We start from the raw sequence: 15241 nt of genomic DNA, 5'->3' as shown, positions 1-15241 counted from the left end.
CCGCTCCTTTTTCATTCATTCATCCATCCTATTTATTTCGCTACACTAGTTAATTTCTGTGATGCTGTTTCGATAAATTGTTTAATCAAGTGACTGTCCTTTATCCCTTTTTTTTCAACGCCACTTGAGACATCTACACCAAAAGGATTCACTTGGGCAATAGCATGAAGAACATTTTCACTATTGAGTCCACCAGCTAAAATGACCTTGCTCTTAGGAATGGAAAGTTGGTCTAGTAAAGTCCAATCAAAAATGTGACCGCTCCCTCCAGCATAGTTCGTACCAGGCGCGTCAAATAAATAATAGTCCACTTCATACTGACTAGCCCTTTTTACATCATCCGCATTTTTAATGGAAAATGCTTTGATGGAAGGATAGCCTAACTGTTTAATAAATTGGGCTTCTTCATTTCCATGGTATTGAACATAATCAAGATCAACTAGTTCAACAGCTTCTCGTACTTGTTGGGCGGTTGGATTGACAAAAACACCAACTTTTTTCACATGTGCGGGAATACTTTGAGCTAACTTACGGGCCTGTTCAAAGGATATTTGTCGTTTGCTCTGGGCAAACATAAAACCAATCCATGTGGCACCAGCCTCAACAGCGGCTTTCACATGTTCTTCTTCTTTAAGTCCACAAATTTTTACTTTTGCCATTACTTCACTTCCTTTGCGACAAAGGGGAGGGGAACTTGTAAGGAGGTTAATGCTTCTCCCACATCTCCACTACGCATTAATGATTCACCGACTAAAACACCGTGAGCACCAGCTTTAGCAACCCGGGTTGCATCTTCTGCATTCCAAATGCCACTTTCACTAATAAAGACAATGTCATCATAATCATTTAGTTTATTGGCTAATTTTTCACTCTGGGCAAGATCGACGGTGAAGGTTTTTAAATCCCGATTGTTTACACCAATAATTTTTGGATGTATAGCTAATGCCCGATCAAGTTCCTCTTCGTTGTGTACTTCCACTAAAACGTCTAAACCTAACATGCTGGCGTAAGTGTAAAACGCTTTTAGCTTTTCATCGGAAAGGGCAGCAACAATTAATAAAATGACGGAAGCACCGGCAGCTTTCGCATAATCTATTTGTACTTCATGAATAATAAAATCTTTATTTAAAATAGGAATATCCACATGATTGGCGATATCAACTAAATCTTGAAAGGAGCCTTTGAAAAACTTTTCTTCTGTTAAAACAGAAATGCAAGCAGCTCCTGCCTGTTCATATGTTTTCGCTTGCTCGATTGGGTTTGCCCCTTCAGCGATAAGACCCTTAGATGGAGAAGCCCGCTTCATCTCGGAAATAATTTGAAGCGTTTCTGCTTTTCTTAAATCATTATATAGAGAAGGGCGTGTTTTTCTCTTTACTTCAAATTGTGGTTCATTTTCTAAAAGGGATGAAAGAATGGTTGATTTATGATCTAAAATCGTTTGTAAAATCGTCATTGTACCGCACGCTCCTTTACAATTCCTTGACTATATTCCACAACAGCCTCAAGTTTACGTAATGCTTTTCCAGATAAAATGCTATCCCGTGCAAGTTCGACCCCATCTTTTACCGAGTCAACGGTACCGTGGGCAAACAAACCGAGGGCTGAATTAAAAACGACTACATCAAAATAAACACTTTGTTTCCCTTGCAATAACTCTGTTAAAATAACGGCATTTTCTTCTGGTGTACCACCGCGTAATGCCGTGATGGAAACGGGGGTTAAGCCAAGGGATTGTATGTCGATTGAAAATGGTTTAATTTCTCCCTTTTCTAATAAGGCGAACGTATTATTGGAATCTAACGATGCTTCATCCATCCCTTGTGAACCAGAAACGACAATTGCCCGTTGACGACCTAAAATACGAAGGGCTTCTGCATACTGGCTAACAAATTCAGGACGGTTAATGCCGACGAGCTGCGTTGTTAAATTTGCGGGATTTGTTAAAGGGCCCACCATATTAAAAATCGTTGGTTTTCCAATAGTTCGTCGAATCTCACCTATTCGTTTTAGTTTTGGATGAACGTTTGGCGCATGGAGAAAAGTAATTCCTTCTCGTTGTAATAAATCAATGGAATCTTCTATAGAAAACTCTGTATGAATTCCTAAAGCTTGTAGTACATCAGAACTTCCAGATGCACTAGATATTTTACGATTACCATGTTTCACGACAGATACACCATTTGCGGCTAATACGAAGGCAGACGTAGTACTAATATTGAAGCTTTTTAAACCATCCCCACCTGTACCACAGTTATCAAGATAGTTTCCTTCAGGCAATGGTAAAGGAAGGGCATTCGATTTCATAACAGTCGCAAGGGCTGCTACTTCCTCCGTTGTTTCACCTTTGTTACTTAATGCGATTAAAAGATCTGCAATATCCTCTTTTGGAGTTTCTTCATTAAATATGCATTCAGCAGCTTGAAGCATTTCTTCAAAGGATAAATTGTTCATTTCCTTGACTTGGTTTGTAAATGATTGAATCCCCATTATTTTTCATCCTCCTAAAAATTAAAATTAGCAGGTTAGAGAAATAAAAAAGTCCTCTACAAAAGGAATTCCTTTTGTAGAGGACGATATATACCGCGTTGCCACCTCTGTTGAAGCATAAAAATACTTCCACCTTGGTGTGTTAAGAAGTAAAAAAGCACTTCCAACACTTCCTTGTAACGTAGGAAAGACGTCAACTAACTAACGCTAGTTGCTCTCATAAGGCCCATTCACGAAATGTACGCACTAGTTCACACCAACCACTAGCTCTCTAAAGCGCCTGAAATCGCTACTATTCTTATTCATCAATTTTTTCTCAGCTATTCTCATCTAAACTCTGCTTTGCTCAAACGGTGGTCACGCTCCCGCGACCTACTACCGTATCCGAACAATTAATTAAGTAGAATTGTAGACTTAAATTTAATCCTTGTCAATATTTTCAGAAAAATCGAAGAGGAAAATTGTATGAAAAAAACCGAGAAAGATAATTCTCGGTTTAGACGTTATATTAAATCTTTGAAATTTAATCGTTTATTTAATAGGTACATAATAGGGGCACCTACAGCAAGTACAACGAATTCACCAACGGCACATGTAAACCAAGTCCATAAAAATGGAAGTTTAAGGGCGATGTTTAATTCAAAGGCAATGATGAACATTGTACAAGTAAATAAAAATGTATTAATCATTAAACGTAGCCAAATGTTTTTTACGAACTTACAAATGAAAATAAAAATGGCTAGTGTAATAACCGATTGACCGACGCCAAAAATTAAATCGTAAATGCCGAGGGGGGAAAATAAATTGGCAATAAATACACCAATAATAATCCCAAGCATATAACGAGGGTTAAAGGCAACTAGGTGATTAAACATCTCTGAAACTCTAAATTGGATTTCTGTAAATCCAAAGGGTGCAACTAAAAGGGTAACAGCCATATAAAGAGCCGCAATAATCCCAGTTGTGGCAATAAATTTAACTTTCATATTCATTCTCCTTAGTTTTTTTTCGTGGGAGTTTTCGAACCACGGTGAAAATATCACAAGAAAATATACTATTATATTTTGTTCCATATGTCAAATGAACTATAAAATTTGGAGGACAGGTAGATTAGTTGTCCACAAAATAGGAAAATGTCGAAAACTAGTCACATTTTTTATATTTTTTTAAAATAATGAATTCTTCATAAAAACTATGTACTTTAACGGTTTAAAGCGACAAATTATTTTTCTTGTAGTAGTAATTATGAAAATTGTAAGTAAGAGCCTATTTAATGCTGTTGACTCCCATAGGTTAGCAATGTAATATAATCGTTAAACTTAAAATTTTTAGAATAATTAAATATATTAGAAAATTCATATGTTGAGTGGAATTTGAAAGGGAAGTAGGGGGAGAAAGAATGAAAAAGGGTCCAAAAAAGCGCTCATTGTTATCGTTAGGATTAGTAATACTATTGGCCGCTTGTGGCGGAGGGGAAACAACTACTGATACAAAAGATGGTACAAATGCTGGAACATCAGAAGGGGAGAAAACTTTCAAAGTAGGGATTACGCAAATCGTAGAGCATCCTTCATTAGATGAGGCAACAGAAGGGTTTAAAGCAGCTTTAAAAGAGGCGGGATTAGAAGTCGAATTTGTCGAAGAAAACGCCCAAAACGATCCGAGTATGAATACAACGATTGCGCAAAATTTAGTGAATGACGGTGTTGATTTGATTTTTGCTAACTCTACCCCATCAGCTCAAGCTGTAAAAGGAGCAACATCTGATATCCCGATTATATTTACCTCTGTTACAGATGCAGTAGGTGCAGAATTAATTGACTCAATGGAAAGTCCAGGTGGTAATGTGACGGGTACAGTTGACTTACATCCAGATACGATTGCGAATACAGTAGCTTTCCTTAAGGCTGAACTAGGTGCTAAAAAAGTAGGTACCGTCTATAACACTGGTGAACAAAATTCCGTTGCCCAAGTTGAACAAATGAAAACGTTACTAGAAGAAGCTGGTCTTGAGTTGGTCGAAGCAGCAGTTTCCACTTCAGCAGAAGTAAAACAAGCAACGGAATCATTAGTAGGGAAAGTAGATTCTCTATATATCATTACGGATAATACCGTTGTCTCTGCTTTGGAGTCAGTTATTGACGTAGCGAATTCGAATCAACTTCCAGCTATGGTAGGAGAATTAGATTCGGTTGCCCGTGGTGGTTTAGGTGCTTACGGTTTTGAATATTATGATATCGGCTATGAAGCTGGTGAAATGGCAGTGAAAATCTTAAATGGGGAAGCAACACCATCTGAAATTCCTGCTGCATATCCAGGAAATTTAAAATTATTAATCAATAAATCAACTGCTGAAACTTTAAATCTAGAAATTAAAGATTCTTGGAACGCAGAAATTTACGAATAGATTAAAAGGAAAGATAGGGGATGATTCAATATGTTTACAGCGATGTTTGGTTCAGTTGAGCAAGGAATCATCTATGCAATTATGGCACTCGGAGTGTATTTAACATTCCGAGTGTTAGATTTTCCGGATTTAACCGTGGATGGCAGCTTTGTAACAGGGGCAGCTACAGCAGCGATGATGATTGTACTAGGCTACAACCCAATACTGGCTACATTAGCGGCACTTGTTGCTGGATTTATTGCAGGATGTATGACGGGGCTTTTACACACGAAAGGAAAAATAAATCCACTTCTTTCGGGGATATTAATGATGATTGCTTTGTACTCGATTAATCTCCGCATTATGGGATTATCCGATGAAAATGCAGTCGTAAAGCCAAATATTCCATTGATGAGTTCAGATTCGATATTTTCACAGTTTCAAAGCTTATGGGGAAATATCGGTATTGATCAAGCATTAACGAGTTTCTTAAAAAATACGTTAGGATTTCAAACGGCTCCATCTACTTGGGGGACAATTTTAATTGTTCTCATTCTTACACTAATTATTAAAAGTATAGTAGATTGGTTTTTGAAGACGGAAGTAGGCCTTGCGATTCGTGCAACGGGTGATAACAAAAGAATGATTCGAAGTTTTTCAGCCAATACGGATGGGTTAATCGTACTCGGATTAGGGGTTTCTAATGCTTTAGTAGCCCTGTCAGGAGCTTTAATTGCCCAATATTCGAAATTTGCCGATGCCAATATGGGGATTGGGATGATTGTTATTGGTTTAGCATCTGTTATTATCGGAGAAGCAATCTTTGGAACGAAGACGATTTTCCGTACAACATTAGCAGTAGTAGCAGGGGCTATTATTTATCGAATTATTTATGCAGTAGCTTTACAAATTGACTGGTTAGATACGTCGGATATGAAGCTCATTACAGCTATCATTGTCATTTTAGCTTTAGTCATTCCGCAGCTAGTCGAAAAGCGACGTGAAAAAATAAGAAAAGAAAAAAGGCGAATACAACGTCTCGAACAACAACGAGAACTTACGCAAGGAGGGAACCACCTTGCTTAAATTAGAAGGAATAAATAAAATTTTTAATGAAGGTACACCAGATGAAAAAATTGCTTTAGATAATATTAACCTCCATTTATCTCCAGGTGACTTTGTAACGGTCATCGGAAGTAATGGGGCAGGGAAGTCAACGATGATGAATATGATTTCCGGAGCATTAACCCCTGATTTTGGAGTGGTTACGATTGATGGGAAAGAAGTAACGAAGCTGCCAGAATATAAACGTTCTCAATTTATTGGTCGTGTGTTTCAAGATCCAATGGCCGGTACCGCACCATCGATGACAATCGAAGAAAACTTAGCCATTGCTTATTCACGCAATGCAAAAAGGGGATTACGTAGAGGAGTTAATAGTAAACGTCGAGAGTTCTTTCGTTCTTCTTTAGAGAAGTTAGGGTTAGGCCTTGAGAATCGGTTTAATGCGAAGGTAGGTTTACTATCGGGTGGAGAACGACAAGCGTTATCATTATTAATGGCTACCTTTACGAAGCCTGCCATTTTATTATTGGATGAACATACGGCTGCCCTTGATCCTTCAAGAGCAGAGTTAATTACCCGATTAACGAAGCAACTAGTAGAAGAAGGGAACTTAACAACTTTAATGGTTACCCACAATATGCAACAAGCCATTGATTTAGGAAATCGCCTTATTATGATGGATAAAGGGCAAATTATATTATCGATCGATGAAAGGAAAAAGCAACAATTATCAATTCCAGATTTAATGGCTGAATTTGAAAATATCCGCGGTGAAAAAATGAATTCGGATAGAGCATTGTTAGGTTGAAAAATAGGAAGAAAACGAAGGGGAAATGACGGAAAAATGTCGTTTCTTCTTTTTTATATTCAAAAAGAAACACCCAGCTTTTACTGAGTGTTTCCTTCAAAAATTAAACTAACAATCCGAACAGTTGGCTATCTTTATTAACTTCGGTAAATTCAAAGCCATTCATGCGCATGCGATTGATAAGGCCGTGATAATCGTCTGGACTGCTCACTTCGATTCCGACTAATGCTGGACCGCTTTCTTTATTGTTTTTCTTCGTATATTCAAAGTGGGTAATATCATCATTAGGTCCAAGAACAACCGTTAAAAATTGACGGAGTGCCCCAGCCCGTTGTGGGAAATTGACGATAAAGTAATATAATAAGCCTTCGTATAATAAAGATTTCTCTCGAATTTCCTGCATACGACTAATGTCGTTGTTGCCACCAGTAATGACAACAACAACCGATTTACCTTTAATTTCATCCGCATAAAAATCAAGGGCAGCTACTGGAAGGGCACCGGATGGTTCAGCTACAATGGCGTGTTTATTATATAAGTCTAAAATGGTTGTACTTACTTTTCCTTCTGGGACGAGTACAATGTCATCTAAATATTCATGACAAATCTCATACGTATTGAATCCGACACATTGTACAGCCGTTCCATCGCAAAATTTATCAATTTTATCAAGGGAGATCGGTCCGCCGTTTTCAAAGGCAGCTTTCATACTAGCAGCTCCAGCCGGCTCAACACCAATTACTCGACTGTTTGGTGAAATATTTTTTACGTACGTACCGATACCAGCCATTAAACCACCGCCACCAATTCCTCCGAAAATGAAATCAAGGGGTTCTTCAATGTCGTTCAACACTTCAACAGCCACCGTTCCCTGTCCTGCCATAATATCGACATCATCAAAGGGGTGAATGAAAATCATCTCATGTTCTTCACAATATTCTTTTGCTGCGGAAGCAGAATCATCGAAAGTGTCACCTTCTAAAATAATGTCGATATTATTGCGACCAAACATTCGAACTTGATCAATTTTTTGTTTTGGTGTCGTTAAAGGCATGAAAATTGTGCCTTTAATATTCAGTTGTGCACAAGCAAAGGCAACACCCTGTGCATGGTTTCCTGCACTGGCACAAACAACTCCGCTATTCCGTGCTTTATCTTCAATTTTTTTTATTTTATAGTAGGCACCTCGAAGCTTAAATGATCTTACATGTTGTAAGTCTTCTCGCTTAATATAAATGTTGGCACTATATTTTTCAGATAAATAGTCATTTTTTTGTAGTGGGGTATGTAAAACAACATCCTTTAAATGATGATGGGCAATTAAAATATTTTCCACCGTAATTCCTTTTGATTTAGCAACTTCCATCGTTTTGTAACCTCCGTTTAACTAAAACATTTACTTATTCTAACATAAAAAAGGGGAATTTTTTAAAATTATTTTTAAATTCAAAAAATTTAATAGACGAAAGCGTTTTCCTTTTGACAAAATAAAAAACATTTTTCAATAGAGTTCTAATTTCCATGAAAATAAAAAAAGACTGGCGAATGCCAGTCTTTAAAATTTAAAACAAAATATGTGCAATGACTGCAATAATTGGAATAGAAATAATCGTTCGGATTAAGAAGATAAGGAATAAATCCCAAATTTTCAAAGGAAGTTTCGTACCTAAAATTAATCCTCCGACTTCTGACATGTAAATTAATTGAGTAACAGAAACTGTAGCGATGAAGAATCGAGTTAAATCTGACTCAATACCAGAGCCTAAAACGGATGGTAATAACATATCTGCAAAACCAACGATCATTGTTTGAGCTGCTTGATCGGCAAATGGAATTTGTAATGCGGCTAGAATTGGCTCAAAAGGCATACCTAAAATTTTAAAGAAACTGGTATATTCAGCAAGAACTAAAGCAATTGTACCGAATGCCATAATAACAGGTGTTATAGCAAACCACATTTCTAGTACGTTTTTAAAACCTGCTCCAATTACTTTACCTAGATTTTTATTGCTATCTGCCTTTGATAACGCGTTGTGTAAACCTAATGAAAAAGCGTTAAACCCTTTTGGAACATCTTCCCGTTTATCATCAGGAATAGAGCCATCGATATTCGTATCGGGTTTACGGCTTAATGGGAAAATACGTGGCATAATAAGTGCTAAAATAAGTCCCACTAAAATAACTGATCCATAAAATTGGAGGAAATAATGGTTTAAATCAACCGTTTCTAATACGACAAAACAGAAAGTAATAGATACAACTGAGAACGTTGTTGCAATAGTAGCTGCTTCCCGCGCTGTATAGTTGCCTTCTTCATATTGTTTACTCGTTAAAAGTACACCGATTGTTCCGTCTCCAACCCATGAAGCTAAACAGTCAATAGCTGAGCGACCGGGGATTTTGAATAAAGGACGCATGATTTTTACCATCATGGAACCAAAAAATTCAAGTAAACCAAAGTCTGTTAATAATGGAAGTAATAAGCCGGCAAATAGGAACAGTGAGAACATCATTGTTACTAGACCGCCATCTGGAGTCAGTAAAAGACCAGACGTATTTTCACTAGTAAAAATTTCAGGACCTATTTGGAATAAATACATTGTTGCAAAAATCACTGCTAATATGCGCATAATAGTCCAGAACCAGTTAACACGGAATAAAGAATCGAACAAAGTACGTTGTTCTTTTACTGGAATGAATTGCGCAATGACAGAGCCGATTGCAGCTATAATGAAGACAATCCAAGCAAACCAATGAATAAAGCTTACAACGTTTGCAGAAAGGGCATTTGCTAATAGAGCGATAGGTACCTTTAATCCATCGGCTGTATTAACGGGTGTAATAAATAAGAAAATACCCACTAAGGACAAAAAGATAAAAAGAAACCATGTATATGAAGGAAATTTTTTTGTCATTTGTTTACCTCTTTAAATAGTATGGTGAATATTTATACACTATAAAGTCTTTATATACAGTTGTAAATACGTTTTATAAAAATAAAAATATTGCGAAATTTATAAATGTATGAAAAATGAATATACAGGAAATAAAAGGATTGTAAAATGACTAATTATTTAAGTAAATGACTTTATAGTATTGAATAAAAATAACTTATAATGAATGGAAAAAGGGGCAGGAAATAATTACCTGCCCCTTTATATTATCATAATTAATCTTCAAAATTAAATAGATAAAAACGTTCTTTATCTAACCAATTATCGCCTTCATCTATTCGCTTTTTATAATCTTCAATCATCCATGCTGTTTGAGATGCATGGGCTTGTAAAGTTTTTACTTTATCTTCTTTAACACTAGTTATATCAATTTCAATATTTGGTTCGCCTTTTTCTGCCACTGTATTATTAGCAAAGCCTACTGTGTAAAGGGTAGGTCGCTCTTCTTTCGGCATACGTCTAACGGCTTCCACTACTGCGCGACCTGTTGCTTCATGGTCTGGGTGAACCGCATAGCCAGGTAAGAAAGTGATGATTAATGAAGGGTTTAATTCATCAATTAAATCTTTTACAAGATTAACCATTTTTTCATCATCTTCAAATTCGACTGTTTTATCACGTAATCCCATCATTCGAAGATCTTCGATTCCCATATGTTTACAAGCAGCCTTTAATTCTTCACGGCGAATTTCTGGTAATGATTCCCGTGTGGCGAATGGAGGGTTTCCAAGATTTCGGCCCATTTCACCAAGAGTTAAACATGCATATGTAACTGGGACACCCATATTACGGTAAAGTCTTATTGTTCCTGCAGAAGAAAAGGCTTCATCATCTGGATGGGGAAAGACAACTAAAATTTGACGTTGTGGTTGTAAAGTCATATTAAATCCACTCCTTAATAAGAAAATGGTGTTTCACTAATTTCTAGTGCAACAGCAAGTTTTCCTGTAAAGTCTAATCCAGCCATTAATAAACGACCTTTTTCATCCATTTCATAATGAGTAATACCTTGGGCATAGACCCAACCATGCTCCATTTTTAGTCCTACTCGGTGTGGGGTATCTTCAATGATTTTTGCTAGTTCATATCGGATTTTAGCATTGCGAATGAAAGCCCCTGCATTGAACACTTTTTCATCAAAATGTGTAGCATAAGCTCCATTTGTTGTTTCTAGATGAATATAGACGTCTTTGTTCGCAAAAGAATTAAGCAATTCTTGGAGCTCGTCAATTTGTACTTCCTTCATCTTAATTCTCCTTTCACATCTATTTATTAATAAGTATAGTAAAAAATGTTACTTTATGAAAAGAAAAAGGTTTCTAGATGAAAAAAGGCAGTGTGAAGATGTTCACACTGCTAACTTAATAAAAAATTATATTTCCGTTACTGTTACTTCTGGTGCACCAAGGCGAGGTTTTGCACCGTGGTATACTGGACCAACAAATTCATTTAACTTCCATCCATGTAATATACCAGCTGCTACGAATTCTTTTGCTTCAATAACTGATTCTTTTACAGATAAACCGTTTGCTAGGTTTGCAGTAACACTAGCGGCGAAAGTACAGCCGGCACCATGATTGTAAGTAGTATCTACTTTAGGAGTTTCTAATAAATAGAAAGTTTGTCCATCGTAGAATAAGTCTACTGCTTTGTCACTATTTAATGCTCGTCCGCCTTTAATAACGATGTTTTTTGCACCGAGGGCGTTAATTTTTTGAGCAGCTACTTTCATTTCTTCAATTGTTTTTGGAGTTCCCGTTCCAGCTAGTTGACCAGCTTCGAAAAGATTCGGTGTTGTTACAAGAGCATTTGGTAATAAGTATTGAATCATTGCATCAACTGTACCAGGATTTAATACTTCATCTTCTCCTTTACATACCATAACTGGGTCAATGACTACTTTTTCAACTCCAGAAGCAGAAATTGCTTCACCAGTAGTTTGAATAACTTCTTCTGTAGATAACATGCCTGTTTTTAATGCATCGATGCCAGTAGAAAAGGCAGTTTTTAATTGGGCTTGTAATACATTGATTGGTAATGTGTGAACGCCGTGGCTCCAATTGTTATCAGGATCCATTGTAGCGATTACCGTTACAGCAGCCATTCCGTAAGTATTATGTTCTTCAAAGGCTTTTAAATCCGCTTCTAATCCAGCTCCACCTGAAGCGTCAGAGCCAGCAATTGTTAATGTTTTTTTCAATGCCATCTATCTCATACTCCTTTAATTATGTCATTATATATATGGTTCTAAAGTATAAAGCAACTCTGACTTTATAAAAATAGTCAGATATTATAAAAAGTATAATGTCAGTTTTTTTCATCATGGCTAAATCCCTCATATGGATTCTGTATAAATTTAGTGAACATATTAATCAATCATTGCAACTGCTGAATAGTTCAAGTAGTTTAAAAAGAGAGGTGTTGATTAAATGAATATGTCGATACAAAATGATTGGCAAGAAGTACTCGCAGATGAAATGAATAAACCTTATTACATAAGTTTAAAAAATTTTTTAGATGAACAATATCGTCTATCCACAGTGTATCCACCAAAGGAAGAAGTCATGAGTGCTTTTCAAACAGTTGCCTATAAAGATATAAAAGTTGTTATTTTAGGGCAGGATCCATATCATGGTCCTGGTCAAGCCCATGGAATGTGTTTTTCGGTAAAAAAAGGAGTACCCCATCCTCCAAGCTTACGAAACATATTCCAGGAGTTGCAAAGTGATCTAGGCTACCCTATACCAAAAGATGGATATTTAATAAAATGGGCACACCAAGGTGTTTTTTTATTAAATACAGTGTTAACGGTTCGACAAGGTGAAGCCAATTCCCATAAAGGACAAGGGTGGGAACAATTTACGGATAAGGTTATTGAAAAATTAGCAGAGCGACCAGATCCGATTATTTTCGTGTTATGGGGAAAACCGGCACAAAAGAAGAAAACGATTATTGATAAGAAGGGGAATCATCATTTCCTCATCCAAGCTCCTCATCCAAGCCCGTTAAGTGCCTATAGAGGATTTTTCGGTAGTAAACCATTTTCAAAAATAAACGAAAAGCTTAAGGAGTGGGGGAAACAACCAATTGATTGGCGTTTAGATGAATAAAATCGGATTCGCATTTTATAGAATTTGTTTTGCCTTTCTAGGCTAAGAAGGTGAACAGAAGAAATCGGAAAACTTTTCTCTCGAATCGAATCATGATAAATTGAAATAGAAAGTGAGTTGCTGTAAATGAAAGTGGATTGCTTTAAATGCCGATACTTCCGCGTAACGTGGGATCAGCATAACCCTAGGGGATGTACAGCATATCAATTTAAATCCAAACAATTACCCTCACTTGTTGTGAAGCAATCTTCTGGTTTAGATTGTATGCAATTTACCCCTAAACTAAAAATGGAGGAACGGTAGTCGTATGATTTCTTATCATCAATTGTTAGATGAAATCGAGCAACTTGTAGCAGATGCAAAAGGTGTCCAAGATGAACAACAAATAAGAGAACAATTAAGTGCTATTCGTGCATTATGCAACGTTGCTTTAACAAGAAGTAATAATCAGCAAGCATTACCCAATCAAACGTTAGCAACTAGTTTTTATCAAGTTCATCAGCAAATTAGTGACACTTCATCAAACGTTATTCATCGTTCTTCAATTAATGAACATAAGTTACAAGAAAAAGATGCAAATGGAGATTCGATTTTTGATTTTTAGTTTTTAAAATTGGTTACATAAAAAAGACTGTATTAAAGAGAAGAGGTTTATAAATGAAAGGTTCTATTATATCAGGGGCTATTCATGGTTTTTTAGCAGTAGCATTAGGTGCTTTCGGTGCCCATGCATTAGAAGGAATATTAGATGACTATAGTACAGGTATTTGGGATACGGCGGTTCAATATCAAATGTTTCATGCAGCGGCCATTTTAGTAATTGGTATATTGATGAGTTCCAAGTTATTAGGGTCGGTTAAACAGCTTAAAATGGCAGCTATTTTTATGAATGCAGGAATTATTTTCTTTGCTGGAAGTTTATATGTGCTAGCCCTTTCAGGAATTCGCATTTTAGGAGCGATAACTCCAATAGGTGGCGTATTATTTTTAGCTGGTTGGATTCTTCTCATCGTTTCGGTATCAAAATATAAAAACGTATAATTGTTGGAAGGAGTAGTCCGAGTTTTTTAGGGCTACTCCTTCTTTTTATCTTCAAATTTTTAGAATAAACTAACAATTTATGCTTTTATCCTTTAAAATGATGTTAATGTAAAAGGGAATGAACATACCTTTAAAAAACATATGTATATTAAAATAATGTGTGAAAGGGGCTTAAATGATGAAGCAATTATTTTCGTCATTACATCAATATTATGAAGAGATGATATCGATTCGACGTTATTTACACGAAAATCCGGAATTATCATTTCATGAAGTACATACACCTGCTTTTATAGCAAACTATCATAGAAAATTAGGTTTAGAGGTTCGAGAAAGGGTTGGTGGAAGGGGTGTAGTAGCTACAATCCGTGGCTCAAGACCTGGAAAAACCGTAGCTTTACGGGCCGATTTTGATGCCCTTGCCATTCAAGAAGAAAATGATCTTCCTTATAAATCGAAGGTAGATGGCGTTATGCATGCTTGTGGTCACGATGGACATACTGCTACACTTTTAGTACTTGCAAAAGTGTTAACTGAAATGAGAGATCAACTTCAAGGTAACGTCGTATTGATTCATCAATTTGCAGAAGAAGTAGCGCCTGGTGGGGCAAAGCCAATGATTGATGATGGATGCTTAGAAGGAGTCGATATCATTTTTGGTACCCATTTATGGGCACCGACACCATTAGGGGATATATTAGTGCGTAATGGTGCGATTATGGCAGCTGCTGATCGATTTGAAATAACGATTCAAGGTAAAGGTGGTCACGGAGCTGAACCTCATCATTCAGTTGATGCGATTGTAATCGCGTCCCAGTTTGTCACACAGCTGCAAAACATTGTATCCCGTAGGTTAGATCCTTTAAAATCTGCAGTTATTTCTGTAGGTCATTTTGAAGCCATCAATCCTTTCAATGTCATTGCGGATAAAGTTGAACTGAAGGGTACTGTTCGTACTTTTGATAAAGAGGTTCAAGGATTAATAGAAAAAGAGATTGAACTTCTTCTTAAGTCGGTATGTGAAGGATCCCATGCTACTTATGAATATTCGTTTAAGAGAGGGTATCCGCCAGTTGTCAATCATAAAAAGGCAACTCAATTTATTGCTGATATTGCTTGCAACGTTCCTGAAGTAAAAAATGTGATCGAATGTCCTCCTTTTATGATTGGTGAAGATTTTTCTTATTATTTAGAAAGGGTTCCTGGTACGTTTTTCATTACAGGAGCAAAGAATCCGAATTGGGAAGTTGCTTATCCTCATCATCATGCGCGCTTTAATTTTGATGAAAGGGCGATGTTAGTAGCAGCTAAAACATTAGGGATGGCTACATTAAACTATTTAAACACTAGTAAATAAACGAAAAAAACATCCACTTCGAACCAATAA

At 36.6% G+C, this 15241-nt stretch carries 16 protein-coding genes, 1 riboswitch and 1 other annotated feature; of the genes, 7 read left to right on the top strand and 9 right to left on the bottom strand.

Going from position 1 to position 15241, the window contains the following annotated elements; translation table 11 throughout:
* Window positions 1-32: 32 nt before the first annotated feature.
* From EC501_RS11510 to EC501_RS11495, 4 genes are all read right to left on the bottom strand, one after another.
* On the bottom strand, window positions 33-659 hold the full coding sequence (locus EC501_RS11510; protein WP_122972445.1) for a phosphoribosylanthranilate isomerase: 627 nt from the start codon (window positions 657-659) through the stop codon (window positions 33-35).
* Window positions 659-1456, bottom strand: coding sequence for an indole-3-glycerol phosphate synthase TrpC (gene trpC / locus EC501_RS11505; RefSeq protein WP_122972444.1), 798 nt, complete (start codon window positions 1454-1456; stop codon window positions 659-661). Before trpC ends, EC501_RS11510 begins: the two co-directional genes overlap by 1 nt.
* Window positions 1453-2490 carry an anthranilate phosphoribosyltransferase gene (gene trpD / locus EC501_RS11500; RefSeq protein WP_122972443.1) on the bottom strand — a complete coding sequence of 346 codons (1038 nt, stop codon included), beginning with the start codon at window positions 2488-2490 and terminating at the stop codon, window positions 1453-1455. Before trpD ends, trpC begins: the two co-directional genes overlap by 4 nt.
* A gap of 76 nt (window positions 2491-2566) precedes the next feature.
* Window positions 2567-2805, bottom strand: a binding site (T-box leader).
* Window positions 2806-2993: 188 nt separating this feature from the next.
* Window positions 2994-3476, bottom strand: a complete 483-nt coding sequence (locus tag EC501_RS11495) for a QueT transporter family protein (RefSeq protein ID WP_122972442.1) — start codon at window positions 3474-3476, stop codon at window positions 2994-2996.
* A gap of 5 nt (window positions 3477-3481) precedes the next feature.
* Window positions 3482-3525: riboswitch (PreQ1 riboswitch) on the bottom strand.
* A 364-nt stretch (window positions 3526-3889) separates the two neighbouring features.
* Here EC501_RS11495 and EC501_RS11490 point away from each other — a divergent pair.
* The 3 genes from EC501_RS11490 to EC501_RS11480 are packed head-to-tail and all read left to right on the top strand — an operon-like array spanning window position 3890 to window position 6749.
* Window positions 3890-4897, top strand: a complete 1008-nt coding sequence (locus tag EC501_RS11490; RefSeq protein WP_122972441.1) for an ABC transporter substrate-binding protein — start codon at window positions 3890-3892, stop codon at window positions 4895-4897.
* Window positions 4898-4927: 30 nt separating this feature from the next.
* Window positions 4928-5962 (top strand): ABC transporter permease, encoded by a 1035-nt coding sequence (locus EC501_RS11485; RefSeq protein WP_122972440.1) that lies wholly within the window; start codon window positions 4928-4930, stop codon window positions 5960-5962.
* Window positions 5955-6749 carry an ABC transporter ATP-binding protein gene (locus EC501_RS11480; protein WP_122972439.1) on the top strand — a complete coding sequence of 265 codons (795 nt, stop codon included), beginning with the start codon at window positions 5955-5957 and terminating at the stop codon, window positions 6747-6749. The genes EC501_RS11485 and EC501_RS11480 overlap by 8 nt, the downstream gene beginning before the upstream one ends.
* A 103-nt stretch (window positions 6750-6852) precedes the next feature.
* On the opposite strand, the gene ilvA is transcribed toward EC501_RS11480, so the two are convergent.
* From ilvA to thiD, 5 genes are all read right to left on the bottom strand, one after another.
* A complete protein-coding gene (gene ilvA / locus EC501_RS11475; RefSeq protein ID WP_122972438.1) occupies window positions 6853-8115 on the bottom strand; it encodes a threonine ammonia-lyase IlvA in 1263 nt (420 codons plus the stop codon).
* Window positions 8116-8311: 196 nt separating this feature from the next.
* Window positions 8312-9664, bottom strand: coding sequence for a YjiH family protein (locus EC501_RS11470; RefSeq protein ID WP_122972437.1), 1353 nt, complete (start codon window positions 9662-9664; stop codon window positions 8312-8314).
* Window positions 9665-9918: 254 nt separating this feature from the next.
* Entirely contained in the window at window positions 9919-10584 is a 666-nt protein-coding gene (gene bshB2 / locus EC501_RS11465; protein WP_122972436.1) for a bacillithiol biosynthesis deacetylase BshB2, read from the bottom strand.
* Window positions 10585-10598: 14 nt separating this feature from the next.
* Entirely contained in the window at window positions 10599-10949 is a 351-nt protein-coding gene (locus EC501_RS11460; RefSeq protein WP_122972435.1) for a YojF family protein, read from the bottom strand.
* 126 nt (window positions 10950-11075) lie between these two features.
* The gene (gene thiD / locus EC501_RS11455) at window positions 11076-11909 is read right to left on the bottom strand and encodes a bifunctional hydroxymethylpyrimidine kinase/phosphomethylpyrimidine kinase (protein ID WP_122972434.1); all 834 of its coding nucleotides are present in this window, start codon (window positions 11907-11909) and stop codon (window positions 11076-11078) included.
* Between the two features lie 223 nt (window positions 11910-12132).
* Between thiD and EC501_RS11450 the strand changes: the two genes are divergently transcribed.
* The 4 genes from EC501_RS11450 to EC501_RS11430 all read left to right on the top strand — a co-directional run bounded on the left by EC501_RS11450 (window position 12133) and on the right by EC501_RS11430 (window position 15211).
* On the top strand, window positions 12133-12813 hold the full coding sequence (locus EC501_RS11450) for a uracil-DNA glycosylase (RefSeq protein WP_421930390.1): 681 nt from the start codon (window positions 12133-12135) through the stop codon (window positions 12811-12813).
* A 307-nt stretch (window positions 12814-13120) separates the two neighbouring features.
* The gene (locus EC501_RS11440) at window positions 13121-13417 is read left to right on the top strand and encodes a DUF5327 family protein (RefSeq protein WP_122972432.1); all 297 of its coding nucleotides are present in this window, start codon (window positions 13121-13123) and stop codon (window positions 13415-13417) included.
* 53 nt (window positions 13418-13470) lie between these two features.
* Entirely contained in the window at window positions 13471-13854 is a 384-nt protein-coding gene (locus EC501_RS11435) for a DUF423 domain-containing protein (protein ID WP_122972431.1), read from the top strand.
* A gap of 178 nt (window positions 13855-14032) precedes the next feature.
* Window positions 14033-15211: a M20 family metallopeptidase gene (locus EC501_RS11430; protein WP_122972430.1), complete on the top strand. Its 1179-nt coding sequence runs from the start codon at window positions 14033-14035 to the stop codon at window positions 15209-15211.
* Window positions 15212-15241: the final 30 nt, after the last annotated feature.

The organism is Lysinibacillus halotolerans, assembly GCF_003711845.1.
GTDB classification, from domain to species: domain Bacteria; phylum Bacillota; class Bacilli; order Bacillales_A; family Planococcaceae; genus Ureibacillus; species Ureibacillus halotolerans.
The sequence above is the reverse complement of the archived record's forward strand: the minus strand, read 5'-3'. Positions and strand labels throughout refer to the sequence as shown.